General features: G+C 57.1%; 24 protein-coding genes. All 24 read right to left on the bottom strand.

Features of this window, described 5'->3' with window-relative positions; translation table 11 throughout:
- Window positions 1–286 precede the first annotated feature (286 nt).
- On the bottom strand, window positions 287–1,369 hold the full coding sequence (locus tag J9880_RS25015) for a Replication protein (RefSeq protein ID WP_332875572.1): 1,083 nt from the start codon (window positions 1,367–1,369) through the stop codon (window positions 287–289).
- Window positions 1,362–1,436, bottom strand: coding sequence for a RepA leader peptide Tap (gene tap / locus J9880_RS25225; protein WP_408637255.1), 75 nt, complete (start codon window positions 1,434–1,436; stop codon window positions 1,362–1,364). The genes J9880_RS25015 and tap overlap by 8 nt, the downstream gene beginning before the upstream one ends.
- Before the next feature lie 242 nt (window positions 1,437–1,678).
- Window positions 1,679–1,930: a replication regulatory protein RepA gene (repA, locus tag J9880_RS25010; protein WP_232770966.1), complete on the bottom strand. Its 252-nt coding sequence runs from the start codon at window positions 1,928–1,930 to the stop codon at window positions 1,679–1,681.
- Between the two features lie 140 nt (window positions 1,931–2,070).
- Window positions 2,071–2,274 carry an Hha/YmoA family nucleoid-associated regulatory protein gene (locus J9880_RS25005; RefSeq protein WP_232770965.1) on the bottom strand — a complete coding sequence of 68 codons (204 nt, stop codon included), beginning with the start codon at window positions 2,272–2,274 and terminating at the stop codon, window positions 2,071–2,073.
- A gap of 101 nt (window positions 2,275–2,375) precedes the next feature.
- Complete coding sequence (gene traI, locus J9880_RS25000) at window positions 2,376–7,565, bottom strand: conjugative transfer relaxase/helicase TraI (RefSeq protein WP_232770964.1); 5,190 nt, start codon at window positions 7,563–7,565, stop codon at window positions 2,376–2,378.
- The gene (traD, locus tag J9880_RS24995; RefSeq protein ID WP_232770963.1) at window positions 7,562–9,727 is read right to left on the bottom strand and encodes a type IV conjugative transfer system coupling protein TraD; all 2,166 of its coding nucleotides are present in this window, start codon (window positions 9,725–9,727) and stop codon (window positions 7,562–7,564) included. Before traD ends, traI begins: the two co-directional genes overlap by 4 nt.
- A 73-nt stretch (window positions 9,728–9,800) precedes the next feature.
- The gene (locus J9880_RS24990; RefSeq protein ID WP_232770962.1) at window positions 9,801–10,376 is read right to left on the bottom strand and encodes a hypothetical protein; all 576 of its coding nucleotides are present in this window, start codon (window positions 10,374–10,376) and stop codon (window positions 9,801–9,803) included.
- The gene (gene traG, locus J9880_RS24985; RefSeq protein ID WP_232770961.1) at window positions 10,360–13,221 is read right to left on the bottom strand and encodes a conjugal transfer mating-pair stabilization protein TraG; all 2,862 of its coding nucleotides are present in this window, start codon (window positions 13,219–13,221) and stop codon (window positions 10,360–10,362) included. Before traG ends, J9880_RS24990 begins: the two co-directional genes overlap by 17 nt.
- 1 nt (window position 13,222) lies before the next feature.
- Complete coding sequence (gene traH, locus J9880_RS24980) at window positions 13,223–14,578, bottom strand: conjugal transfer pilus assembly protein TraH (RefSeq protein ID WP_232770960.1); 1,356 nt, start codon at window positions 14,576–14,578, stop codon at window positions 13,223–13,225.
- On the bottom strand, window positions 14,575–14,856 hold the full coding sequence (locus J9880_RS24975) for a hypothetical protein (protein WP_232770959.1): 282 nt from the start codon (window positions 14,854–14,856) through the stop codon (window positions 14,575–14,577). The genes traH and J9880_RS24975 overlap by 4 nt, the downstream gene beginning before the upstream one ends.
- Entirely contained in the window at window positions 14,853–15,395 is a 543-nt protein-coding gene (gene trbB / locus J9880_RS24970; protein WP_232770958.1) for a type-F conjugative transfer system pilin assembly thiol-disulfide isomerase TrbB, read from the bottom strand. The genes J9880_RS24975 and trbB overlap by 4 nt, the downstream gene beginning before the upstream one ends.
- 11 nt (window positions 15,396–15,406) lie before the next feature.
- Window positions 15,407–16,156: a type-F conjugative transfer system pilin assembly protein TraF gene (gene traF, locus J9880_RS24965; protein WP_232770957.1), complete on the bottom strand. Its 750-nt coding sequence runs from the start codon at window positions 16,154–16,156 to the stop codon at window positions 15,407–15,409.
- Window positions 16,153–18,021: a type-F conjugative transfer system mating-pair stabilization protein TraN gene (gene traN / locus J9880_RS24960; RefSeq protein ID WP_232770956.1), complete on the bottom strand. Its 1,869-nt coding sequence runs from the start codon at window positions 18,019–18,021 to the stop codon at window positions 16,153–16,155. Before traN ends, traF begins: the two co-directional genes overlap by 4 nt.
- Window positions 18,018–18,626, bottom strand: a complete 609-nt coding sequence (gene trbC, locus J9880_RS24955) for a type-F conjugative transfer system pilin assembly protein TrbC (protein WP_232770955.1) — start codon at window positions 18,624–18,626, stop codon at window positions 18,018–18,020. The genes traN and trbC overlap by 4 nt, the downstream gene beginning before the upstream one ends.
- Window positions 18,623–18,844: a TraR/DksA C4-type zinc finger protein gene (locus tag J9880_RS24950; RefSeq protein ID WP_232770954.1), complete on the bottom strand. Its 222-nt coding sequence runs from the start codon at window positions 18,842–18,844 to the stop codon at window positions 18,623–18,625. Before J9880_RS24950 ends, trbC begins: the two co-directional genes overlap by 4 nt.
- A gap of 11 nt (window positions 18,845–18,855) precedes the next feature.
- A complete protein-coding gene (traU, locus tag J9880_RS24945) occupies window positions 18,856–19,842 on the bottom strand; it encodes a conjugal transfer pilus assembly protein TraU (RefSeq protein WP_232770953.1) in 987 nt (328 codons plus the stop codon).
- The gene (gene traW / locus J9880_RS24940) at window positions 19,839–20,468 is read right to left on the bottom strand and encodes a type-F conjugative transfer system protein TraW (RefSeq protein WP_232770952.1); all 630 of its coding nucleotides are present in this window, start codon (window positions 20,466–20,468) and stop codon (window positions 19,839–19,841) included. The genes traU and traW overlap by 4 nt, the downstream gene beginning before the upstream one ends.
- Window positions 20,465–20,890, bottom strand: coding sequence for a type-F conjugative transfer system protein TrbI (gene trbI, locus J9880_RS24935; RefSeq protein WP_232770951.1), 426 nt, complete (start codon window positions 20,888–20,890; stop codon window positions 20,465–20,467). Before trbI ends, traW begins: the two co-directional genes overlap by 4 nt.
- A complete protein-coding gene (gene traC, locus J9880_RS24930; RefSeq protein WP_232770950.1) occupies window positions 20,887–23,478 on the bottom strand; it encodes a type IV secretion system protein TraC in 2,592 nt (863 codons plus the stop codon). Before traC ends, trbI begins: the two co-directional genes overlap by 4 nt.
- A 12-nt stretch (window positions 23,479–23,490) precedes the next feature.
- A complete protein-coding gene (gene traV / locus J9880_RS24925; RefSeq protein ID WP_232770949.1) occupies window positions 23,491–24,012 on the bottom strand; it encodes a type IV conjugative transfer system lipoprotein TraV in 522 nt (173 codons plus the stop codon).
- Entirely contained in the window at window positions 24,009–24,359 is a 351-nt protein-coding gene (locus tag J9880_RS24920; protein ID WP_232770948.1) for a hypothetical protein, read from the bottom strand. Before J9880_RS24920 ends, traV begins: the two co-directional genes overlap by 4 nt.
- 2 nt (window positions 24,360–24,361) lie before the next feature.
- Complete coding sequence (traB, locus tag J9880_RS24915) at window positions 24,362–25,687, bottom strand: F-type conjugal transfer pilus assembly protein TraB (RefSeq protein WP_232770947.1); 1,326 nt, start codon at window positions 25,685–25,687, stop codon at window positions 24,362–24,364.
- Window positions 25,674–26,411: a type-F conjugative transfer system secretin TraK gene (traK, locus tag J9880_RS24910; RefSeq protein ID WP_232770946.1), complete on the bottom strand. Its 738-nt coding sequence runs from the start codon at window positions 26,409–26,411 to the stop codon at window positions 25,674–25,676. The genes traB and traK overlap by 14 nt, the downstream gene beginning before the upstream one ends.
- Window positions 26,398–26,964: a type IV conjugative transfer system protein TraE gene (gene traE / locus J9880_RS24905; protein ID WP_232770945.1), complete on the bottom strand. Its 567-nt coding sequence runs from the start codon at window positions 26,962–26,964 to the stop codon at window positions 26,398–26,400. The genes traK and traE overlap by 14 nt, the downstream gene beginning before the upstream one ends.
- Window positions 26,965–26,974: the final 10 nt, after the last annotated feature.

Raw genomic sequence — 26,974 nt, 5'->3', positions numbered from 1 at the left:
CTCCCTTTTTAAAGGGCTTATTTTGTTCAGGAATAACGTTCGAAATTAATGATAAATAGGGTAAGGATTTCGAAGTTAATAACATTGTTCGAAGTTAACTGTTTATTCCAATGCCGGAATGCGGCAAACGGTAGCCAGCGGCCGCAAGATTTAAGGCAAAAGTGGGCTAATTCTGGCCAGGTGACGATAATTGGCGGTTCTGGGCGGCGACTGGACGTATTGCGGGCACGGGAAATCCTCCCGCTGTTGGCACGATAGAAAGAGACGTCTGTTTATTGTTTAGAGGTTAAAGCGCGCCGGCGCGCTCAAGCAACAGCCGGTAGTAGGTTTCCGGTTCGGCGGTTATCAGTCCGGGCTGTTCGTGACTGAGGGCCTGCTCCAGCGCAATCACCTGGTGACGCATGGCCATGTTCGACCAGCGAACCCACGCCTGATAATGCGGGTTTTGACGCCTGGCCTTCGCCTTAGCCAGCGACCGGAGGTTATTGTCTGTTTCGTCAAGAATATCGCCAAGGCATTGATCGTTCTTACGGCGCAGGTTCTCCAACTCACCTTCCAGCAGCGAGACCTTGGCCTGCTTCTCTGCTGTCAGGTCAGGACTCACCACCCAGCGCTTGATTTGCTTGAGCCGGTTACGCAGGGAGTGTTTATCTTTGATGCTGATACCAATTCGCTCGATGCGCAGCAGGTGCTGTTCGTACTTCCGGCGCAGAGATTCGGTCAGGCCGTTTTTAATCGCCCATGCTTTGAACTGTCCCAGCCACTGGCGGATTTCTTCCACGCGTATACCGCGTGACGTAAAAAATTTCACTGCCAGCCAGATGCGTAACGGCTTGTTCTGGCCGGTATCCGTGTCTCTGTCCCGTTTGACGATAACGTAGCCCAACTGCTCCTTAACGGATAAAGCTTCAAGCGGGCTGTCATAGGCCTTACGTCCATTTTCATAGACGTGAAGTTGCCCCATCGCGGCCGCTATCTGTTCAAAAGGAACCATGATCTCGAAAGGATAATCACTGTCGGGGTTGTAATCGCAGTTGGCCGCCAGCGCCAAAGACAATGCATTCAGCGCTTCACAGCTTTCTGAACGTGCGCTAACGCGCATTGGCTTTGGAGTGAAATGCGGATCATTACGACGCGTATAGGGAATGTAACCGACGCGGCGTAGCGCAATCAGATCCTGATTACGGTGCCAGTCATGGCTTTGCATACGCCCCACAACTTTGGCTGCCATACCGCGAGGCACCGCACAACTCAGTTGCGGCGTGTTCCGCCGGTGAATTTTGGACTTACCGCGCCGCAGGGCATTAGACTCGCCACGACGGGTTTTCCGAATTTCAGGTGATGAGGAATTAAGGGCTACGTTATTCACGCCTATCCGCACTTACAATGCGCAACAGGAGTTTTCGCAGGTGCAGGTATTGTACTTTTCTCGGCACGATACTATACTCCCCGCATAGAGGCACGCTTCTATACGGTTTAGTTAGGGCCCCGATGTATCTTCTCGTTCCGCCAAGATTGAGGAAGATTATCGGGGTTTTTTGCTTTCCAGGCTTCGGTAACTAAACCGTTAAACCTGTTCCCTGCCACCTTTCGGCGTGGCCAACCATGGAATTCTTTAGACGATCAGCAATTTAGCATCGAACATGACTACGTTCAAGAAAGTGATGTCGTTGCAATCTCAAATATTCTTCTCAGATCCCATTTCAATCAAGCGCTCGATCATTTCAGCCTGAGTGACACCAGCTTTCTGAGACATGACCTGCAACTGACTTTTCAATGAGTCGCGCACAAAAACACGCACTTCTTTATGGGTGTTTTTTTTTCGCGCTAAAGACTCCTGCTGACGTACTGCAGCACTCAATGGGTTGCCTTTGCGATACTCACGTTTCGATTTCGATGTGCAAGTAACTGCTTTTTCAATCTGTGACATTTCTGCCCCCTCAAGGATCTGAAAAGGATCGTTCCTCGAAGAATACTACATCAACCGTTTATCAGCGACTTATCTTTTCCGCAGGCATAGCGTGTTGGCGCACGAAGCTCACAGAATTTCGCTTATATCTGTCGCTTCAGTCAGACCATCTGTTTCCAGACCGCTTTTGGCACCCAGTCAAACAGTCTCCCGGTAATGATTTCTGCCCGGCGGTGATCAGCCGCCAGCTCAAACTCATTTGTCCACTGCCGTGATACGCGTCCGCGTTGGTGTTCGATCACCCGGTCAAGAGTCTCCAGCTTTGCGCAGCGCCGCAGCTGCCATAAAAACGTCATCTTTGTCATTGGCTTATCCTTAGTTATCGCAACATTCAGTAAGTACCGCTGCCACCAAAAAATTACGTAGGGAAATCCTGTTCATGCTCTGTTCCTTATTTAATGAAAAATTACTCACCAAACGTCTTTTCAATGACGATTTCGCGCTCCATCTGCTGCAGCCTCTGCGCCGCACGCTCCTGCGTGGCAACCTGCTGAACGGCATTGTCTTTCGCTAAGTCAGGCAGCTCAGTGCGCATTTTTGCCGCGTCGGACAACAGCTTCCCGTCAACGTCCGGCGCAGACTTAGCCAGTTCTGCACGGGCGGCTTCGGCGGTAATACGCAGCTTTTCATCTTCAGAGAAAGCGGCGGCGGCCTGCGCCGCTTTCTCCAGCTCTGACTGCTTTTTCTCTGGCTCCGGTGGGATGAACGGCAGCGGCTCACTGTCAGTCTGCTGCGCCTGCCGCAGGACGCCGTCATCGGTGGCCAGACGGGAGCCGGTTATCCGGGGAAGGTTGTGCGGCGTACCCTCACCGGCCAGACGAACAAGTACCCCGCTTTCCGGGTGCTGGTGAGCTAATGCCAGCCCTTCGGGCATGCTCCCCGCCACGTGCGTATCACCGTTGCGGCTGACCTGCAGGCCGGCAAAGCGCGCATCGTCATCGCCCAGTACGCGGGGTGCGCCGTCAAGCCACGCCCCGCCGCCCTGCGATACCGTTCGCACCTCATCGAGATACACGCCGGCGCGCCTGCCGTTGCTGTCCCAGACGGGCAGTGCGATATGGGGTTGCGGGTATTTCTTCCCAGGCGCGATAAATTTCACCATAGACTCCCCCGCCTCAAGACCGCTGGTCTGCAGCAGTTTCCGTCCCAGCGCCGTGTCGGCGAGCGGGGTGGCCGTGGACAGCAGGCGTTCAGCGACCAGGGCTGCGCGGTCAGCGTCATGGTGCAGCAGGTCGTGCGCCGAATGGCGTTCGGCCTGACGGTCGAGCTGTTTCAACCAGCCTTCCCGGTCGTCGGTGTAGGACTGGTGGTGTTCTTTATGACGCGACCCGCCCACATACGCTGATTCGAGCGTCGCCATGCCCTTACGACTTCCCTCCGTGCCAGAAAGCGTAATGGAGTAATACGCGTTGGCGCCCTGCGCGCCGGTGGTCGTCACGGCATACGCCAGGTCGATGTGCCTGTCTTCGGTCAGCCGTCCCGGCTCCAGGATTTTTTGCTGTTCGCCATTGCTGAGCGTGACACGGCCGCTGCTTTCCACCTGACTCACCTGCCACTGGCTGTTGGCAACAAAGCCGCGCTCGTTATCGCTGCGCGTAAAGCGCATGGGGTCGCCGGCGCTGACGGTAATCTCGTGGGGAACGTACAGCGAGATGTCCTGCGTGCTGTTCTGAAAATTCGATATCAGCGTCGGCCTACCGCTCTCATCGGTAAGCGTCACCAGCCCCTGCCCGGTATCCACGCCGGTGACCGTCATATGCTGGTTATTCATGACGGCAATGTGTCCGACATGGTCAGTAAAGCCCGCCGCGCTGCGCAGGGCTTTATCGGGCACGCGTGCGGGAACCAGTACGGTGAGCGTCAGCTCGTCTTTCCCCAGCTCGTCGTCTTTATGTAAGGCGTCGTGAATGAGGCTGTTGATTTCACGTCGGTCGGCGTTCAGGTCGGTCACTACGAGGGTTTGCGCCTGCGCTTCCTTCGTGCGCCCGGTGAAATCACGCACAATGGCATCGATGACGCTGGCCGGTTCCGCGGGGAGTAAGTCGCCCGTGGCCTGCACCGGCTGGCTGTCTGATGCTTCTTCCCGCGCCGTTTTGAATTCCATCACGGACGAAGACGGCACCCAGGCGCCGGCTTTACGCGGAACCTGTGCCGGTGACACGGCCTCAGTTTTCTCCAGCGCCCCGCGCACGTCGCCTTCGATCATGCTGTAGACGGCCGCGCGCAGCTCAGGCGTCTGACGCACAATGTCCTGCATCACGGCGGTATCGACAGGGCTGCGGCTCTGCAGCAGACGGAACGGCTGGCCGGGTTCAATGGGCTGCAGCTGAGCGACGTCGCCGCTGTTTATCGCACGCCCGCCCGTATCAGCGATGCGCTGGTAGAGTTCGGCCATATCGCGGTTGCCCACCATCGAGGACTCGTCCACCAGGAACAGCGTGTTGCCGTAGTCCGTCTTTTCACCGGCCAGCCCTTTCTGGCGTTCTTCACTCAGGAACGACGACAGCGTCTGCGAGCGCACGCCGACGGACTGCATTTCATGCACGGCGCGGTGCGTCGGGGCCAGACCAATAACCTCCGGCCGCTGTGACGCGGGCAGGCTGTCGAGCGCCGCCATCACGGCCTTAAATTGGGTGGTTTTACCCGTCCCGGCGTAGCCCTGAATCGCTACAAAGCGGTCGGGACTTTCGAGGATAAGTTTGGTGGCGGCCTGCTGGCCGCCTGTCAGCCCGGCGAGGTATTTGTCCGGCACGGTGTCCATCAGGGGCGCGACGGCATTTTTGCCCTCCGCGACGGTGCGGATGATGGATTTCTCCATCTCATAGGTGACGCGCGGCACAAGAAGCCCGCTGCCGGCACCGGCGACCGGTGACAGAGCGATTAGGTCACCGTTTTTAACCTGACGGTCGATTTCAGCGCTGGCCTGAGACACCGTGACGTCCGGCGACCAGCCAAGCGAGGCGGAAATCAGGTTCGCCTTGCTGAAAGCAATACTGTTTGACTGCGCACGGCTCAGCCCCAGCGCGACCGACTGCGCTACCGGCGTGTTCAGAGAGTCGCGGTTTTTCAGCATGGCCGCATCGAGATTTCGCTCGCCGGCTTCCCTCTTCACCTGCTCGCTGGCCAGCCTGAAGTTGGGATGGCTGACCAGCCTCTTTTCAGCCCTGTCCTGCGGCAGCGCGGTGTAAATCGTCGCCTTAGACCCGCTGCGGGAAAGCTGGTTAAGCGCGGCGGCGTTGAGGTCGCGGGTGCCGGTGGCGGCCAGCACCACCTGGTTATCGCTGACGCTCGCCCCCAGCCCTTCCACCAGCGGGGACGCCAGCTTCAGGGCGCGTGAGGTGTCCAGAACCAGCGATGTATCTCCTTTACTGACTACGACGCCGCCGTCCACAAAACCGGTGACCATCAGGCCATCCCGCGCTTTGACTTTGCCTTCCAGCTCACGGCCGACAGCCATCAGCGGTTCGCCCACGGCAACCGGCAGCGTTTTTTGTTCGAAGGCGCTCCAGCTGCTGTTCAGTCCGCTGATTTTCTCAACGCGCACCTCGCCGGTTTCTGAAATCAGGCGCAGGGTGTTGGTGCTGTCGGTGACGCGGTCGACGCTGTATCTCGTCATGGTTTTGGTGTCTTTGTCCCACTGCTCCATCACCATGCCTGCGCGGTAGGTGTCGCGCTGGGTGCGGGTTTTGCCGTCCAGCCACACCGGCTGGATAACGGAAACCTGGCGTTCGTCTTTCCCCAACTGGCCGGTCGCCTGCAGTTCTGCCCGGATAGCCGTATTGAGCAGCGCCTGTTCGCGCGGACCGCTGGCCTGTGCCACCACCGACTGACCTTCCACCTTGAGCGCAGCATAGTCCTGAGCCAACCGGTCGTACCGCTGGCGTTTGTCGCTTTCGCTCACCACAGTGGTCAGGGTTTTAGTGCCGTCATAAAACCGGTACTGCGGTACGCCGGCGTCTTTGAGCACCGACAGGGCATTGCCGGTGCCGGTGCGATTTTCCGAGTCAATAAACAGCATCTGCACGCCCTGCGCCTGGCCTTTTTCCAGAATCAGTAGGGTCTCTTTAAGAGACAGCTTCTCTGCCTGTGCGACAATCAGCGTGCTCTGCGGGGGCAGCGTCATGTCGGCGGTCAGCGCACTGCGCGACATCACCTTGCCGGCCAACTGTGGATCTTTGGTGAGAAAATCCCGCCCGCGGTTATCTGCCGCCAGCACAATCACGTCCCGCCCGTTCTCACCGGCCATGATAGCCGCATCGGTGACGCGGTCACGCAGCTGCGTCGCCCCGCCGCGCCCGGAGAGAATGGCCACCGGCGATTTATCCTGATTAAGAACGGAGTAGGCATCGGCGTAGGAACGGGAGCGCTCCGCTGCATGCTCAGGAAAACTCAGTACGCGGTTTTCCTGCATCGCGGTTTTGGCCAGCTGATGCACGCTGAGTTCATTCAGCAAATGGATATCGGAGGTGAAGATGCCCTTCTCCTTGTCCAGCGGGATAAGGCGCTGCTGCTCAATGGCCGCATCGATGCCGTCGCGCACGCGGGCAAACAGGCCGGGTTCGGCGGGCAGCTGCGAAGCGGTTTTAGCCAGCATGTCGGAGTAGGTGAACTGCACTTTGCTGTCGCTGAGGGTAGAAATAGCGTTGCTGATAGCGGTGGTCATATCCGGTGCAACGCCCGCAGGTTCAGTGACCTCCGGCCCGCGCAACTCACGCGCCTTCGCCCGCCCGACAAAGTCCGGCAGGTTAAACCCGGTCTCTTTCAGCCTCTCGTTCCACTCGGCCACCAGTACCAGCGGGTCGGAGGCCACTTTGGCCTTCCGGGTATCGAGCGCGGCGATATCGCGGGATTTTAGCGACGCCCCGTCACCGGCGGCGGCATTGATTGCCTGGCTGCGCTGGGAAAACGGCTCAACCGGCACATCTTTAATCTCCCACAGCCCGTTTTTGCCCGTGTTGACGGTCTCAAACCCCATGCCTTCGATATCCTGACGCAGGGCGTGACGGTAGATGTTTCCCAAAGCGACCTGATTGGCGTAAATGGTTTCGGAAAAGCCGGTTTTCATTTTGGTGTCGCTGGCCAGCGCCCGCCATTTCCCGCCGGCTTCGGTGGCGTTAAACACCAGCGCGTGGGTGTGCAGCTGCGGGTCTAAGTCGCGGGAGGTGTCGTGGTTATAGAGCGCGGCAACAATATTGCCGGTCAGCACGGTCTGCGTCTGACCACCTTCGGTAATGCGCGCGCTGGCCAGCGTTTCAACCTCCTTCATCACGGTATCAACCGCACGGTTGTGCGCGTCAATAAACCGCCGGTCACCGCCGATGAGAGCCATCATCGACACACTTTTAGGCGCCGAAAACGTCAGGTCATAGCCGGGCCGGTGCGTCTCCTTCCCGTTTTCAACGCGCGACAGCACCGAGCCGTCCGGCAACACGCCGTGCTTCATGGCGTTCATCTCGGCATCGAGCACCGGTCCCGAGAGTCCCAGGTTTTCGGCGCCCTCGCCCAGCCAGCGGGACTCCAGGCTGCCCAGCACGTAGTAATTATCCTGGCTCGAGTAGTAACCGGCATCGCCGGCAATCGGACTGATGCTCATCATAAGTAGAAGCCTCCGCCACGTTCGTCATTCTCTTTTTCCGCACGACTGTGATTGATATTCACCTCTTCGCGTCGCGTGGCCTCCTGCGTTTCGGACTGGGCGGCGTACAGCTCATAGGCGTCGGGATCGAAAATCTCGCCGTCCTCGCTGATGCCAGGCGGCAAAGGCATCTCAATCTCTTCATCACGCCCACCGGTGGATGCTGACTCCGTCGCCGCAGTTGCTGCAACGACAGGTGTTGTCACCTTCGACGCGGGCGGTGTGTTGGCCTGACCGCGGGCGGAGATCACGACGGCAGTCGCAGGCAGTGTTATCGCAACTGGCGTTGTTTCGACCGGTGCGTCCTGGCTGAATAACGCATCCATCATGCTTTCTTCAGCACCGCGCCTTTCGAGGTCTTCTTCAATCTCGGGGTCAAGGCTGGATTCGACGTCGCGCTCCAGAATGGCTTCGGCGACTTTCGGCAGTTTCTGGTACTTCAGAGCCATTTTCACCACCGGATAATCGCCCGGCAGCGTGACGAAGCACTCCAGGTCTTCCAGCTTCTGCACGTCGGTATGGCTGACGATATTGACTCGTTCCTCCTCCTTGCCGAACGAGATACCGTCACGCACGGACTCATTACCAAAGCTGGTTTGTTCGCTAAATTTTTTACGCACGGTCTCACCGATGTCTTCGGCGACGAATTTGGACACAAGTGCGCTCGGCGAACGGAAGAAATACTTAGTGTTGAGCAGGTCAAACATCGCTTCGGCAGACTTGTTGCCGTAGATTTCTTCCAGTTGCGGATAGGACTGGAAGCCCAGCAGGAAGCAGCCACCGAATTTACGTGCCTCGGCGATAATGAAGGGCAATCCCGGCAGCTTGTGCAGCGACGGCAGTTCATCGTAGAAAAACCAGACGCGCCGGTGGCGGTTCTCGCCCATCGACAGCAGGCTGTCCGCCGCGATGCTCAGCCACATGGAAATGACCGGCTTGAGAGATTCGTGATGCTGCTGGTTCGAGGTGATGAACAGCCACGGATTTTTGGCACCGACCTTCGTGCCCTGCATCCACTCTCGGATGGTGAATTTGGGTTTACCGCTGCGGTCGATGCCCTGCAGGTAACGCATGGCCTTCACGTAGTTGGTCAGCACGCTGCGGATAGAGATGGCCGTTTTCTCGATTTTGCCATCTACCAGCGTCGCGGCAGGCGTACCGGCGAGGAATTCGCGCAGCTTGTCGAGCTTGATGGCCAGCAAGGTGCGCAGGAATTTGTTGTAACTCAGCTCCGGGTCTTTGCGCATGCGGTGCGCGGCCTCAGAGAAGATGGTGCGCGCCGAACCCTGCCAGAAAGGATCTTCGGATGCCCCCATAGGGATAAGCGAGGTGGAGACGGTTTCAAGCGACGGCAGCGTCGGACACTCGCCCCACATGTCCCAGTTTGCACAGCGCTCGTCCTGCGGATTCAGCAGTTTGTCCTTGGTTTCGTCGTAATATTCCTCAACGAAGGTACAGCCCTTGTCATAAATAATGACCAGGTCGCCGCGCTCACGCAGGTAGGTCAGAAATTTGCGCATCAGCGTAGACTTCCCGGAACCGACGGTGCCATGCATGCCGAAGTTTTGAATTTCGCTGTCTTTCTTAATCGGCAGATGATCCACCTTAATATCCGACGCCTGATCACGGCTTTTCATCAGTTTGGCGACGGCTTTCGGGTCAGTATTTAATATACGACCGCCGGTGATTTCATCTTCACTCTGTTTTTTACCCAGGTGTCCCAGATACCAGAAGAAAATGCCAGTACCGATAAAAACGAGAACCAGCGATATCAGCGCAGAAATAATGATTTCCTGCTTGAGCAGCTGGCCGCAGTACGATGTATACGAATCACTGATAATTTGCATAGCCGTGTAATTAAGTTTTTTGCCGTAATAATCCAGATGATAAACCGTCGGATTAACAATGTGCTTTTGGAACGAGGCTATTGTGGTGGCATACCAATACATCAGCCCATTCATGATGTTCTGTGTGCTCATGCGAATAAATAATGTCGCACCGGTGATGATCATGAATGACATAATCATATAAAACGAAATGATGTTGTTTATTTGCAGGAACATTCGCAGGCGCATAAACGCAACCTGCCCGCCCTGCGTAAAGTCGCGGGAATTGAAGCTCATAACCTTTCCTTAGGTAAGGGGAGAGCATGGTGCGTTTTACTTCCCGCACCATACAAATTCGGTATAATTTAATTCATTTATTGATATTGTTTGTTCCGTAAACACTTCCACTAGCATCAGAGCAACCTGTTACTAAAGGTAATCCCGTCGCGGGATTAATGCCCCCCCTTCTGTCTTCATCAATGAACATGTTGCGGGTTCTTTTATTTTTAAATGCAAGATTGTCTTCGCATGCAATATCAGGAGATATCGCATTTAACTTTTTAGAGTTTGAAAATAAAAATATAAAGGCGCTGATCCACAAAGCTATAGTGGAAAGAACCATAAAACTGAGTTCGCCTATCAGGCCCCCTATTATAATTAATGGGGCCCATGCTAAAAATGAGAGCAAGGTTTTTTTCGATATCACGCCATCAATAAACATTGCATTAATAATGCTATCTTTCACCCGGTTAAACTGTGATTTAAAAAGAAGGCAGAAAATTAATAAATTCATTAATAGAAATACCGAAATACCTATTGTCATCGCCTGCGGTGACGCTAAGACATAAGCGTTCCTTCCCCAGGCAATGAGATAAAGAACCGGCATAATCCAAAATTTCACTTTCCATGTGATATTTGTTCTACGATTTTTATTTACTTTCATCATCACCGCTCCCCTTGTGATCTTTCTGCATGTCCAAAGCTTGTTGCGTCATTTTGTCCTGGCCCTTAACCCAAGGCAGACGCTGGTTCTCAACAGCTTTTGCATTTTCAGTGTCGAATTTACTCTCTGCCATCTGGTGAGCTGCACTCAACCCACTTCGCTCACTATTTATACCATTTTTAGCTGTATTTATCTCCATGCCTGAGTTAGAAATACGTTGATTTGTATCACTAATCATCGAATCCACGCGCCCTGAAGTATCAGTTCGCACAGCGGCATGTGCGGTATGTGCCTGAATCTCGGCATCGCCACGCTGGTAAGCGGTATCACCACCTGATTCAGCCGTATTTCCAACTGCCGCCATCCCCGCTCCCAGCTGCGCGCGACTCGCCTCAAAATGCCCTTCGACACGAGAACGCAGTTTTTCTTCAACAAACTGCTCTGCAAGCTGCTCGCGGTCTGCCCGGACAGCCGGATTGGCCGTATCCGTTAGTATAGCCTCAGCGCGTTCCGGAGCTTTTTCCAGTACATATCCCACAAATTCTTGTGTGTAGTTACTTTGTGTTTGAGCTGACATGGTTTGCGCCGCCGATGCCATTTCTCCGTATTCATGACTGCGGGTCATGCTGTTGGTATATTGCTGATATTGGCTGTCAGCCTCAGCGAGTGTGGCACTTAGCTGTTCAAGTTTCGTGTTTGAAGAGTTATCGGAATGACTACCCGATTCGGACGCGCGTGCGCTATCAATCATATCCTGACCTTTCTTGAAATCCTTCAGTTCCTGACTACTTTGATCTAAAGAGCTGTCGATGCCTCCACTGCTTGATTTATTGGTATTATCAATAGAGCCATTGCTAAGACTCCCGCTAACACCGCCTCGGGCTTCGACGCCCACAGAAGCACCCGTCGCCCATTCAACCGCCTTGCCGCCAAGTGATTTACTTGAATCAATACCTGCCTTGGCCATGAGGCTGCCACTCAATTCCCCGCGCCTGGATTTATCTCTCAGTTCACTGAATGCCTGCGACTCACTGATATGGTTTTTCTGTGCATATGATTTAGCGGCAGATACCTGCAAGTTTGAACCTTCTGTTAGCGAGCTGGACGTTGAGTGATCCGCCCCCTGCGTCATTGTCGAACCATTTCCCGTCTGCGACGCAAACTGCTTCACCTGGTTATAAGCACTGTTTATCGAATGGTTATATCCATCCAGAGAGCTTTCGGCTTGCGTCTGACTTTCTCTTTGTAAACGCTGTGCGGTACTGCTCGTCGTTTGGCCTAAGTTGATATCCATCGGCAATTTCGACATCGCGCCGATGGTGTTGTAGACCGTCCCTCCGTCCCCGGTTTGCGTGACCAGTGCGCCGGTGCCGGTTTGATTGGTGATCTGACCGTTGGCATGACTGCTGTTGGTGTCCCACTTGCCGCCCTGCACGTTGTCCGTCTGCATATTGTTAAACGACCAGTTACCGTCCACCGTTTGTGAGGAAGACTGCGACGCAGAACTCTGCATGGCGGAACCCAGATAACTGCCCGCCTGCGACACGCCGTTACCCAGCCCTTTCACCAGATAGAACGCCAGAAAAGGAATGGACAACGCCAGCCAGCCTGCGGTCGTCCCGATATCAGAGAACATCTGCTGACGCTCTGACAGGTTGGATAAGGTCACAGGTATCCCGCTGGTGTCAGATTTCAGCATCACGTTCATGCCGTTGTTCAAAATGGCAAACAGCACCGGCCAGCTCTGCAGATAGGCCAGCGTGAACACGTAGCCTTTAATGACTTCGAACGACAGCGTGCTGATCATGGCCATCGCAATCATCAGCGGGAACAGGCCAATCAGTACGCCGGTCAGCACCGTCTGCATTATCGGCAACGTGCGGGTGGCGATGCTGGCACTGGTGGCCTGCGACATGCGCATTTTGGCAAACGACGACTCCGCCGACAGGTTGACCAGGCTGGCGGTATCACCGTTGCGTGCCGCATAGCCTGCAAAGCCGTGGCGCAGGGCATTGAGCGTCACGTTATGGCGCATAATCTCGCTGGCACTTTTGCCTGCGCCGTAAAAATACTGGTAGCTGTCGCCCATCAGCTGGCTGTACAGCGCCGCGCGCTCGGGTTTATTGCTCAGATATCGGCGCACGTAGTGCGTCCAAGTCGTCCCGCCCGTACTGACGTCGGCGCTCATCATCTTCTGCAGGGTCGCCGCTGACTCCTGGCACGTCTTAAAGTCACCCGCCTCGTTAAACATGCCACGCAGCGGGCTGGGTTTACTGAATATCAGCGTGTACGGGTCTTCGCTGTTCATCAGGTCGTTCATGCTGTATTTCTTATTGAGCAGCATGTCCCCGACCACGCAGTTCTGCACGTAGTCTGCAAAAAGGTCGGTTTGCTCCGCGCTGGTCGACTGATAGTCGGTGCTGCTGCCGACCAGCGTCGCGCCGAACAGCATCCCGGTCTGGCTGTAAGCCAGCGCGTCGGGTTGGTGCATGAACAGCTCATACCCCGCCACCAGCCCGTGGCCGACGGACGTGATAACCGAGGCCGGCAACACCAGCCCGAGCGGCACGTTGTCTACCTGATACACTTCATGCGGGCTGGTCGCATCGATGATTTGCACCGGCCGCGTCACGCCGATGAGTATCGTCACGGCGGTAAACACCGTCACCCATTTGAGCAGGGTGAAAATATCGTGGGTACGTATCCAGGCTATCGCGCAGGTCACGACCGACAAAACCGTCGCGATCCGCATCAGGCTGTGGCCGGTGTCAGACTGTGTGAAGGCGGCAACGGCATTAAGCGAGTCGCGGAACCACTCTCCGCCGGTGATGGTGTAAATCACGTCCATATTATTCTCCTGTGAACCGGTAGTTGCCCTGATAGCGCTGGATAAGACGGCTTGAGACCTGTTGGCGCAGGTAACTCATCTGCCTTTCCACCGCCATCACGGCGTCCTGTTTTATCTGCACCCGCGTCTGCAGCCCGGCGATAAGCGTGGTCGCCTGCGTCAGGCTTTTATCCAGCTGGTCGGCGACCTCGCCCGGATAGTTTTTGCCCCCGATCTGCGTGCGAACCGCCGTAATCATTTCGTTCATGTACTGCATCATGATGTCGTAGCCGATGTAATCGGCCAGCTGGTACACCACGGCGGGGCCGATATTGACCGACAGCGGATCGACCAGATAACGCAGCACCGGAATACTGGTGGCTTCCAGAAAACCTTTCTCAGCCACGGACAGCGCATCATCACTTACCGCCTTGTTTTGAATGCTCTTAAGCAGGCTAATCACCTGACCGTTCATGGATTTATCCGCGCTGATGGTGATGCTGGTCAGCCTGGGATTCAGGCACAAATCGGTACTGTCACACTTGTAAATGGTCGCGCTGCCGCCGTTCATCATCGCCTTCAGCACGTCTTCATTGGTGGTGATCGGGGACAGGATTTTTACCTGACTGTTGGCGTCATAAATCAGCGAACCGGTCAGGCTCATCGCAAACTCCGCCAGTTCCTGGTTATTGCTGAACATGCCCTTCTCTTTAATGGCGTCCCACATCACGTTTTTGTTTTTCATCACCTGGTCTTTGGTCTTTTCGCTGGCCTTATTGGTGACGCTGTCATAGCTGCCCCCCACCGTGCAGCCCTGCTGTGATGCCGCCCAGTCTGAGAACAGATTGCTTTCGCCGGCAATGTCCTGACAGACCTTTTTCTGACTCACCGCATTGCGCGGGAACAGCCCGCCGACAATCCCCTGCGCCGCCTGACAGCTCGACATATTGGCGCTGTTCACATCCGAGGCCAGCTTTTGCAGGAAGTCCTTGGCCTGCTTCATCTCCGGCACCGTCGTCTGCAGGGCCAGATCAAAAAAGTAACCCGCCGCGTTGCCCATGATTTGTTTCACGAACCGCTGCAGCTCCTCGCCGTTGATGTGTGAAAAAGAACCCAGATAGGCATCAATCCCTCCGCAGCCCGCACTCATGCTGGGCAGCGACAATGAGACCATCTGGATTTGCCGCACGGAGGTGCGCATATACATCGAACCGCCGCTGGCGTAGCCCGCCGCCTGCCCCTGCCAGACCTGCGGCCGGGAGGTGTTGCCGTCAAAGCCCAGCTTGCCGAAAAAGTTGTTCATGTCGCTGTTCACGTCGGCGTGAACCGGTGTGGTGAGCAGCAAACCGATAAGGCAGGTAATGGTGGTTATCTTCATGATGTCCGGCCTTTACGTGCGTTGAGTTTCAGCTTTACCTTCCTGATGCATCGTTTTACGTCTAACACCAGCAGCCCGAAACATCCCGCTGACAGCAGCACAACGGCGGCGATAAACCACCTCAACGACAACGGCGCGAACCAGAACCCCCACACTCCCCACGACGCACCCATGGCGACCATCACCAGCAAGCCGAAGAAAATCAGATACAGGGAGACAGCCTTCAGCGCCTCGTCTGACAAACGTAAAAACTCTTTACTGTGCTTTGTGAATGTCATCGCGCACTCCCGTTCATCGCTATCTGAAACACCTCATCCAGACGGGATGCCAGCGCCGGTTTATCCACGGCCCCCTGCAGCAGCGGATAGGTGGCCAGCGTATTGACGTTGACTAAAAACGTGGTCGGCGTGGCAACAGGCATGCCCGGCGTAAAGAATTGCACCATCACTTCCGGTGTGGCCTGCAGCGCGTCCGGGAACGCGTCATCGCCCTTTGCGTCAAGGCTGAACGCCGTCACCGTCAGCCCGGACTCCTCAGAGAACGCTTTCAGCATCGGGTCAAACCGGTGGCAGTATTCGCAGGTGGACTGCATGAAGACCACCACCCGCCAGTCGTTCAGGTTGATGCGCTGGCCGTTGGTAAGCACAGACCAGCGGGCCGGTTTTACCGCGGGTTTAACCGTATCAACCGGTGCTAATGTGGAAGGATTTTCTTTTGCCGCCTCTATCGCCCGGATGTCATCCCAGGTCGACGCCTGCGCGCTGACGCTCAGTAAAAGTGCCGATAGGCAGGCCGTTTTAATACGTTTACGCATCATGATTTAGTCCCTTAAAAGTTCGGCTTAAAGCCGGTGGCGACGTTCAAAAACTGCTTCGACAGGTCATCGGGCGTGATAAACCCGTAGGCCACCGGCTGATAGCTTTCATCACGCGGGTTGACCAGAAACAGCGCCGGAAAATAGCGGATGCCCATTCGTTGTGCCTGCCCGTTGTCGGTACGGCTTTGAGGCAGCGTCGGGCTTATTGCCCCGTCTACGCTGATGGCCATCAGGCTGATGCCATTCTCAGCGCAGAAGTCTTTCACCACGCTGGCCAGCAGGCTGTCGCGCGGCTCTTTACCCCGGTAAAAAAAGAACAGGCCGTGGTCAGCGGTAAGTGCCGCAATGGCGTCTTTCGCCTTTGCCTTATCGGCTTGCAGCTGGGCGGGCACCGTGCCGTTGTAGTGGCTGAATTTGAGGTTGTAGTCCAGTTCGGGGTACATCAGCATGGCCTGCTTGGCCGATTGGCTGAACTCGCCCGCCTTGCCCGTCCAGAAGTTCTGCAATGTCATGTAGCGCTTAAAGTTCTGCGGCGTGGGATACAAAATGGCGGTGTCCAGCGCCTCTTTGGTTGCCTGCTGCAGCAGCGCCTTTTGCTCTGAGGGTGTGAGCGTCGGTGCAGGGGAAGGGGTGACCGGCTCGGGTAACTCCTCCTCCTGCGGCTCGTTGTACCAGTGCCAGCCGACCGAATCGTTCAGCGCCGGTTGGTCGGCGTGCGCCGACGCGACCAACAGGATGAACAGGCAGAATGTGCCTCTCATTGGCCACCTCCCGCCGCCTGCACATCGGCTGCAATCTGTGTTTTCACCCGTTCCAGCAGTGCATCGTTATCCGGCACGGCGGAACCGTTTTCCAGATCGGCATAGAAGTTTTTAAAATCCATGATGGCGAAGTTCAGCGCCTGCAGCTGCGCAACGTTGATGCCGGAACAGTTCGGGGATTCGGCTGAGCCAAAGCTGATACCCAGCTGCCACTGACGCCCCTGCTGCTGCACAATCTGGGCAAGTTTCGAGTCGAATACGCAGTAGCTGCGCTTTTTCTCCAGGCACACGCCCAGCACTTTCCTGCTGCAGTATTCGCCGACGTCCACGGTCAGCAGACGCTCTTTCGCCTTGCCCAGCGCTTTTTCGTCGCTGCTGCAGTTGGCCAGCCCCACGTCGCTGCCCCAGCCGGAGGCTTTGCAGCAGTTATTAAAGCCCACCGCCGCCTTACGGCATGACTGACCGCGGCCGGTAAAGGCGCTGACGTTGACGTCGTCCATTGCCGCGACGTCTTTGCCTGCGGCGGCCACGGCAGCCAGCTGGGAAACGGCTTTCTGGAAACTGTCACTCTGGCCATTCACCGCCTGCGCACAGGTGCCATCGGTACAGAAGAATTCGCCGCCGCAGACCATGCCTGACCCGGTGATTTTCTTCTCACAGCTGTAGGTCACGTTCTGATGCAGGCAGATGCCATCAAGCGAATAGGCACACTGCTGGGTGGCCAGGGTGCAGGCAGAATTGGCGGCATAGGTGGCACAGGTGCCCTCGTCGGCCTCCTGCGTCCGGTAGGTGTCGGTGTACTGCCAGCAGTCGCTGTACACGCTGTGCGCAACGCCGTCGACCACAACCTGACGCCCGCCGCCGCCCACGGAGCAGGTGCTGCTGACCAGCGCCGCGCCCGCTTCCTGCGAGAGTGCGCACGCGCCCGGCCAGGCGGGCTGGCCCCGCCACTCCTGCTCCTGAACCATCACGGTCAGGTTGAGTACGAAGGTGGTTTTGCCGCTGTTCAGGTTGTTGAGCATGCCGTTTAAAAACGTGTCCTGATGCTGACTCTGATTCACCACGAAATAGACGCTCTGCGTTTGCCCGGCCGTCAGGGCGTAATTCGTGGCATTCAGTCCGTAGCTGCCGTTACCGTATTTCGGCACCGTTACCGACGTGCCCAGCAGGGAAATGGTCGTGCTCTGCGTATAGCCGCCGGTCGACACGGCGAAGACAAAATCAAAGCTGGCGGCCAGCACCGTGCCGGTGACCGGTGAGGCAAAATCAGCACGCAGGTGCCTGCTCTCTTTGTTGTAAGAAAACTGGGTGATTTGCAGCGTCTTCTGCACGTTGACCGGATAGTATTGGCCGGTGATGGTGGCATCGCGGGTGCAGGTGCGCGTCACGTTAATATCCCGCTCACAGATGTGCGTGGTGTATTCGGTTTTGCTGACCTCCTGCGCCTCGCAGCCGTCAAAGGAGCCGTTGGTGACGCTTTCGGCGCTGGCCTGCGTGTCCGTTCCGGCGCTGATAAACGGCGCGTCCATCGAAATAGGATCTTTCGGGTTATTGAGGATCGAGTCGGTGATGGCCTTGCCCGCCTCGCTGGTGGCCAGCGCCTGATTCCCCTGCGTATCGAGGTTGGTGCTGCCCGCCGTCACGCCGCCGTAGTAACCGGACTCCGCGGGATTCGCCGTGTAATTGGGCAGCGTAGAAGACGGATCAAACGTGGTAATGGTCTTGCCGCTGCTGTCTTTAATGCTGCTGGCATAGCCGGAACCGGCGTTGTACTGATCGTTAGCATTGGCGGACAACACCCAAAAAAGCGACGCCAGCGCGATAAAGAATACGGCCCACGAGATAGCAGTTATCCATTTATTCATCGCGATTCTCCCGCCGCTGTCAGCAGCTGTTTCGCCACCGCACTGCAGTCGCCTGATTCGGCAATTTTGCGCAGCGCCTGCACCGGCGCAATATTGCCGCCCACGCGGTCAAAGTGACCGTTGCAGGTCACCACCAGCGCGGGAACCGCCGTGATGCCGTAGGTCTTGTAGGCGGTCGGGTCAACCTGCACGCCGCCGCGTTTATCATCGCTGACCAGTTTGAGCACCGCATTCGCGGTCTGACGGAAGTCGTTATTGACCAGCCCGCGCAGCGTGGCCGGAATGCGCAGGCGGTCAGCCTCCAGAACCAGCGCCTTCAGCCCGTCTTCGGGCATTGAGAACGACACAAAATAGAGCGCCTGTGGCACCGGCTTTTCCCGCATAGCCTGCGGTGTGTCAGATCTCAACCCCTCGATAAACGACTGTTGCGGGGCGCTAAGCGCCGCATTACCCGGCAGCGATTTTAAGAAATCCGGCACCGGTGCATGACGCATTGCCTCACCGGCGTTCAGCTGGTCGTTGATAAACTGCTGGTCGTCCTGCGGCGAGGCGAAGACCGGTAAGGCTATAAATGCCGCCAGAAGTAAGGTGTGATGAGTTTTCATGCGTGCCCCCCGAAATTGCGCTGACGCACCTCGGCCACTTCCTGACACCCCACGCACAGCTGTACGCCCGGCAGCGTCTGGCGGCGGCGCGCCGGAATGGCATTGCCACATTCGGTGCAAAACGGCGCCGACGGGCGCTGGCATTTACCGGTGATGACCTTCAGACGCAGGTCAAACAGCCCCTGCTCCAGTTCGGTAATACGATCGATGTTGTCCATAACCCGTTTCCTTATAAAAATACGCAGTTGCGCTTACGCCAGATGAGATAACCGAAGTTCTTGCGCCCGTTCGGCGGGTTGTGCCCCGCCTCCCAGCGCATGACCGTCTGCCCGAACGGGTGGCACTGCACAACGTCCGGGTACATGTTGACCATCTGATAACGCCAGCGCTCTTTGGGAATGACGGGGGACGGGTACTCAAAGCAGACCGCCGTGTCGGCGCCGATGGAGTTCATGATCATGCCTTGCCGGTGCAGCTTGAACGCCATGCGCTCACTGACCAGCACCGAGGACTGCAGGGCGCTGAACTCGTTGGATACCCAGCCGGAAAACGGGTACATCGAACCCTGCGAACCGGCACACCAGAACAGCGCATCGATGGGTTTATAGACGGCGCTGGCAATGGCGTCCGCCGCGCAGGCGCCCTGCGCAATGACGTTGTTAAACAGCATGGCTTCCGGGGAAATGATTAAGCCCAGCGAGCTGTCGTTCCACATCGGATCCAGCTCGGAGAGATAGCCGATATCCATGTCGCCGCCCTGCAGGCAACCGGCAGAGGTGATGATATTGAGCCAGTAGGTCAGCGGGTATTTGTACCAGTGGACGTGGTAGAACGCGCCCGCCGCCGGTTTGTCACTTTGTCCCGCCGTGCCGGAACCCACCTTGCCGACGTTGAGGTTAAAACCGCCCAGATTGACCATGCAGTACGGTGACCGCGTCACGTCCGTCAGGGCCATCGGTTCCCAGTAGCCAATGGCGAGGCCTACGCGGTACAAAATGCCCATCGGGCAGAACTGGATGGGGCTGGCCGGGTTGGCGGTGTCCGCCACGGTGCCGGTGGACACGGCGACGCTGCCGATGGAGATGGGGAAAATACACTCCCAGCAGATATCGGTGATCGGATTGACAAACCGGCCTTCGCACTGCGGGTCTGCAGCGAACGTCTTCGTGCTGCCCAGCAATAACAGCAACAGAGTTAAAGCGCGCAGCAGGCTCATGGCTGACCCTCCACGGCAAACGTATCAATCTGCAGATGAACGCCGTCAGGCGCCGCGGTCACGCGCGCCGGCACGGCGGTCAGCGCAAATTTTTTGGTCAGCACACCGTCCTGATCGAAATAGATGCGCGTACCGAGCGCCTTCGTGGCCTGCGCAATGTCGCCGTTGACCAGAATGACTTTGGCACTCAGCGTCGTGGACTTTTGCGTTTTAAACCAGGCCAGCTGACGCTTGTCGTCGGCATCGATAAAGTAGAGGGTCTGCGCGAATGGCACGCTGTCGAGCGGGTTCACCCGCTGCCCTTTCCTGGCAAACACGTGGCCCTGATGGTCGCTGATGTCCTGGCTGACGATAAAGGTCGGGTCATACAGGCGCGTGGTGTTCTCCCGGGCGATAGCCAGCCCCCGGACAGGCGCCGGCCGCAGACTGTTTTCAATCACCCGCTGTTTAAACTCGTCCTGCTTTTGGGCCAGCTCGCCGCTTTTTTCCATGTCACCGAGCCGCTGTTTAATGGTGCCGACCAGGTCGGGTTCGGCGATGGGGTATAAATCCCCCCAGGTGCCGAGGTCAGCGGCGCGGGCGGCGCTCAGGCCGCATAAAAGCACAATCAGGCAGGCGCGTTTCATCGGGCGTCCTTATCCGCGCGCATCCGGCGGGCCACGTCGCGCTGAATATCAGCCGTAATGTCCTTCACGCCCGACACCACGGACGGCGCGACTAAAATCAGCGCATCATGGCGGTGCTGGTAGTCTTTCAGGCTGGCGTCAAGCGCGGTGGTAAAGCGTAACGTCAGGGCATCGCTCTGTTCCTGCGTCAGCTGATGCGCAGCGGTCTGCGTCATAAACCGGTCAACGGTGCCTTTCATATCAAAGGCCACGGTCACAGGCGTCTGCCATTGGATAAGCAGCAGGGCAATGGCGGCATTCAACACCAGCATCACGCCGGCCACGATGGCGACTGGCACAATGCAGCGGTTGCGACGTTTGCTGCGCTTTTTGACAGGCGCAACGGGCTGGGCAGCGTTTTTTTTAGGCAGTTCTGGTGTCATGCAGCCTCCTGCCAGTTTTCAAGCTCATCCATTTCATCAGCAAACTTACGCTTTGCCAGGGCATACACGGCATCATGGATATCGACGCCGCGGCTGCGCTGTTCGCGGATAAATTCGAAGTCCTTGCCGTCCGAGCTGAACATCGCCCGGCTGAGCGGATCGACAAACAGCCGGTGGAACGAGCTGGTGTCGTTGATGCGCAGCATAAAGCTGCTGAACCACTGGTCTTTGGCGTCGCCGAATTTCTCAATCACCTGCCGCTCATGTTCGCTGAACTGATTTTTCCGGTTCTGGTTGTAGGCTTTGAACTCGGCGGTGTCCTGCTTGAGCACCACTTTAAACGCCGAGTTGCCCCACGCCGCCTTCGCAGCAGAGGACGCATCGTCGGCGTCAAAGTCCTTGATGTTCTGGCTGATGGTGATAAACGAGCCCAGATGACGGCGCACGGTGCGGTAGCCGGTTTCGATAAAGGCGCCGACCTTCTCGTTTTTGAAGTTGAGCAGCTTCCAGCCTTCATCGATGGTGCAGCACTTCTTCTGGCTGCGCGGGCTGCGGTACATCTTGTCTTCGATGTAGATAATGAGGGAGAACATCACCGCCGCCAGCAGCGCTGGCTTGTCCTGCAGGCCGCCCAGCTCCAGCACAATCATGCGGGCATCGTCGGTCAGGGACGGTTCATCGCTGTTGAAGTATTCGCCGTATATCCCGCTGGTGGTGTACTTGGCCAGCAGCTCGATAATGTCATCGAGGCGTCCGGTGATCCCCGGCGAGTTGCTGTAGCGGTCTGACCGGCGTTCTTCATCGAGATAGAACACCACGTCATCGATACGCGCTTTGTTTTTCTTCGCGTTCCAGGCGTTGAGCACGCCTTTGAGCAGCAGGTCTTCATGCACCTCATCGAGCGTGCCGTTGGGACTGGCGAGCACCGCCAGCTGGTCGCGGATACGTTCGCCGGACTCGTTAATGTTGGTGATGTTGGCAAACGGGTTGAACTTGAGCGAACTGCCGTCCAGATAGGTGCCGCCGACGTTTTCGCAAAACGACTTATAGCCGTCGCCCATATCAAACACCCAGACGATGCCGCCGGAATCCAGTACGCTGCGCAGGATGGGCTGAACCAGACCGGTTTTGCCCGCGCCCGAGGTGCCGGTCACCGCCATGTTGTAGTTGGTGTTGCCCAGCCCCGTGCCGTAGATGTCCAGAAAGGCCAGCTGATGGCGGTAGGATGGTGCGAGTAATCCACCGCTGCACAGCCGGTTGTCGGCGACGAGCGGCATCAGGTTCACCACCTGCGTGCTTTCGGTGCGGCAGGTCGCGCCGCTGGCCTTCATGTCGTCCCATAACCCTTCCCCTGCCATAAACGGGAACATGGCCAGGTAGTTACGCATCTGCATATAGGTGGGTGCGTACAGTTGCAGGCCGTTCTTTTTGAACGTGTTGATAACCTGCTGCTCGCAGACCAGGGCGTCGTCATCGTTGTCCGGGCAGAAGGTGGTGATGTTGAAGTAATAACGCACCAGACAGCTCTGGTTGCTGTTCAGACGCTCGCGCAGGTCGCCCCACTCTTTGGCCTGTTTGATAACGCCGGGGAAGATTTTCGCGTAGGCCGAGTTAGCCTTTTTATCCAGATCGAGAAATTTACGCGACGCCTCGCCCTGCGTGCTGACCTGATCTTCGGCCTCGAGCGTAAAGGTGATGACGAACGGGTTAGAAATACTCAGATCCGGGCTGAGCAGGTTGCAGATATTGTCCCCGCCCTGCCACAGGAAGAAGATGTCCGGGTTCTTCTCCAGCATGAAGTTCATCACGCGGGTATGCGATTTTTTACCGCCCGGCTGATTAAGCGACACCGTCAGGCAGTCCGGCTTCACCTTCAGGTTAATACTGCGATCAACGCACACGCGGTTCAGCTCGTCAAAGGCGTCCACCTTCACGGGGTCAGCGTACAATTCCCCGTCGCGGTGGTTCACCATCTGGCTGATGAGGTGAACAAATTCGTCCTGCGTGGCCGGCACGCAGGCGATTTTGGCCGAGTCCAGCGAGGCGCGCAGCACCTTCAGCAGATGCGTCAGCTCGGTGATGGCCGCCGGCGTGCGCTTTTTGGTCTTCATCGCATAGGAGATATACAGGCGGTAATCGCGCAGCGTCAGTGGCAGGTTGGTCGGGCTGTTGAACTGCTTTTGCGTCGCACGCTGATAGAACGCCCGGGTGATGGCGTTAAATTTATCAGCGTCCTTGCCCGTCCAGCGAAAATCCCGCAGGCCGGCGTCGATCTGTTCCCCGATCACGCGGCTGGAGACGAGGTGAAAAGAGATAGGGGTATTGCGCGGCAGCTTGCTTTTGACCATGTCGTCAAGCACGCCAATGATGTGCTCGTTGGCACCAATCAGCGGGATAGCCTGCAGTAAAAAGCCCAGCGAGCCTTTGTTTATAAACAGGCCGCTTTCCTTGTCGTAATCACGATAAGGCAGCTGGCTGCTGAACTGCGGATACTGCATCTCACCCAGTGTGCGGTTGGCCTCAGCGGCACCATCTGGCATCCTGAAAGACGACATCAGACGGTTAAAGGTTTCAACGATACGTTCCATGTTCATGCGTCCTTATTGAATTGACTGCGGTATCTGCCACTTCGCGTCGTTCACGACGAACGACACGCGACCGGGCTGGTGAAAGACGTCGTCGGTGTCGACCCAGGGCGCTACCCAGACGTGGGCTATACCTTCAACTGAACGTTGTGCCCTGACCTGACCGGGGCTGTCGCAGCGGCCGGAGGGGCAGGATGGCAAACCCACAGGAGACACGCCGGTGGTAACAAATGGCTTCGGCGCGGGAGCAGAACGCACCGTCGTCGCTACCGGACGGACCACGGACGGGCGGCCTGGCGATGTCGCCGAAGGCGTAACCGATGCCTGCGGCGGCGGGTTAACCAGGGCTGGCAGCACGGCCGCAGCCGGCTTTCCCGCTACGTCACCAGTCAGCTGACGCGCTTTCTGATTGGCCTGCCCCATTGTCATGCAGCGGTCGCTGGTCGTGGCGTTACACTCGAGGTCGCCGCTGACGCCGGCACAGCCGGTCAGCAGCAGTGCGCCGCCCACCAGAGGAAGTAAAAGAAGTCGCTTCATCGTTTTTCTCCCCGTCCGCACACAACGTCGAGCTTTACGTTGGTGCCGTTGGCATGACATTTTTGGCGTGAAACCAGATGCAACGCGTATTCGCAGGCCTGCAAAACAACGCCAAAGACCCACGCGAAAAATGCCCCGATGGCCAGACAGGTCACGGTATACAACACCGTGTTAAGACCTTCCGTCCGGAATAGCGAGGCAGAACTCAGGGCAAAGGTGAATGCATATAAAGAGGAATGGCTTATTTGCCATTTCAGCAACGCGACGCCAAAGACATGCATAAAGGCGGCGGTAAACCCCAGTGTCAGCATCAGAAAACGTGCTGTTTCCGCGTTATTGTTACTCATGATTACTCTCCATTATTCGTATACGGCTGGACCACATCGCCCACTTTGAAATCTTTCAGCTGGTTCATCATGTTCGGGGTGCTGACGGCCTCGCTGGCATTGCTGGTCGCCTGCTGCAGCTGCGTTCTGCGCGCTTTTTTCAGCCGCGCTTCTTCGATGGTTTCCAGCTGGAAGCCGTCCTGAAACACCACGGTGACTTCGTTACCGGCTCCGATCGGAATGATCGGGTGGTACTGTTCGGCGCGTTTGATGTAGTAATCGGACAGGGTTTTCGCCGCCTGGCTGACGCCGCCGCCCGCACCGGCCGCTGCCACGTCGCCGGCCCCCATGCTGGCGGTCGCACCTAAACCGACCTGCGGCGTCGATGCCTGAGAAATACCTTTGCCAATGCCGTCCACGAATCCGGCCCCGAACGCCCAGCCCAAAATTTTGCCGTTGCGCATCACGACGGTTCCCTTGATGCCGTTTTTGCCCATAAAGCTGACGTGGCCGGGAATTTTCTGGTCGATGATGTCGCTGCCTTTATTGCAGCTGATGCTGCGTGTGCGCACTTCGGCACGTTCGCTGGAAACGTCGCCGTAGGCTTCTGCCGTCACAAAGCAGCCCGTCAGGTCATACTCTTTGTCATTCGGCATCTGGGTTTTGCCGGTCAGACGAAACTGCATCGGCGCCGTGTTTTGCGCACCGGTAACGGCGGCGTTGGCGTCAGCGCCCTCGATGACCAGCGCCTCGGTGAAGCTGCCGGACGGGATATAAGGCAATGCGGGCTTTTTTGACTGGCTCTCATAGCTGAAGGCCGTGTTTTCAATGCCGCCCGCTTTGGGTGGCATAGGCGCAAAGGTGGTTTCCCCCGCCTGCGGTACGCCCGCGCCCGGATAGAACTGCGTCGGCGGCGGAACGGCGCCGGGTAGCGGCTGGGTCATTGACGGTACCGGTTCGCCGGACGGCGCGTTATTAGCCGCCTCCAGCTGGGTCTGCAGCAGCTTGTTGTCTTCTTCCAGTGAGTTAATGCGCTGCTGGTCACCCTTACGGTCGCGCGACAGCGCGTCCAGCTCCGTGCGCAGCGCGTCCATTTCTTTACGGACTTCCTTGCTGGTGACCTGAGATTCGGTGATCGCACTGCGCTGCACCTTGTCATCAAAGGTGGTGTTCACCACGCCGGTCATATCCGGCGCCGGTTCACGGGCGGCGGCTTTCGTTTTGGCTTCTTTTTTCAAAGACAGGTTCGAGGCATACCAGCCCGTACCGACAGCGGCGGATATCCCGAGAACAGCCGCAATAAACAGGGCGATCTGCTTACGTTTGACCAGCGCATTAATGTTGGCCATCGCTGACCTCCTGCGCACGGGTGATATACACGGTCACCGACGTGCCCGGCAGCAGCGAGAGCGCGGACGGGCTAAACATCACCGCGCGAACGCCCGTTCGCCAGAAATCCTGCTCTTTCATCGCCACGGCATAGGCAAACGGATTAGACACGCGGTAGCGAACAACCCGCAGCGCGTTGCCCGTCCAGGCTTCTTCCGCCGTCATGGACAGCCCTGCAGGCGCAGATAAACGGTCAAATTCGGTGCTGGCCGGTGCATACCCTTCCGGCATGCGGTTTTTTAGAATGGATTTATTGAGCTCCACCAGCAGGGACTCATACGGCTGGCTGGTTTCCCATGTTTTTGCCGCAGGACGTGCCACCGGTTCACTATTCAGCAGGCGGTAGCTGCGCCCTTCACCCGCGCGGGGCGTCGCCTGCACTGACACGACCTGACCGTGCTCGGTTTCGATAAAGAGTGTGAACGGCTTGTCGGAGGTTGAGGAAAACAGTACCGCGCCGTCTCGGGTGTTTCGTTTGTCGGTCAGCTTGCCCGCCGCGCTGCTGATGCCAGTGATACGGTCGCCCGGGATCACGATAAGATTCGGGTTGGTATTGCTGACCGTCAGCTGAAACTGGCCGTGAGGCGGAAAGCTCAGGGATACCGGCGCGGTGGCGGCCATCACCTGTGCAGACAGGAATGCGCAGGACACCAGGCTGAGCAGCAAACGTTTATTTTTTCGCATCGTCCGCCTCCAGGAATGCCGCAATGGTGGTGACGCCGCCGGCGTAGTCGAGCTTGAGCCGGTAATGCTTGATTTCAGACGTGGGTTTGCCGTTGCCAATCCAGGTATTGAGCATGCCGCGAATGTCGACGACGCCCTCAACCGGATACACCTTGATTTGCGTCTGGTAAAACGCGCTGCTGACCTCGTTTTGCTTGATGCGGCGCGCCTCTCCGGCGAGCGTCACTTTGAAATCGGCCTGTGCGCCGGGTCTGGCAAACGAGAGTAAGAATTCGTGCTGGGCGTCGACGGTTTCCGGCGACACGTTGAGGCGCAGGGACAGAAACGACAGGGCCATCATCTGCATATAGCCCGGGCTGGTTTCAGACTCCGACGTCCAGAACGGCGCCGTAAACGCCATCGGCACCGTAGTTGTTTTCTGATGTGCTGATAGATACCGGTTTTGCCCAACCAGCAGAATGACGGATACCAGCGCGAGAACGAGCAGCAGAAAAAGCGCCGCCATCGTCCAGGCGATAATTTTATTTGAGGAATTACGGGCCGAAAGTTCCATAATACAGTCC

It is taken from the genome of Rahnella victoriana (assembly GCF_021276285.1).
Taxonomy (GTDB): domain Bacteria; phylum Pseudomonadota; class Gammaproteobacteria; order Enterobacterales; family Enterobacteriaceae; genus Rahnella; species Rahnella victoriana.
The sequence above is the reverse complement of the archived record's forward strand: the minus strand, read 5'-3'. Positions and strand labels throughout refer to the sequence as shown.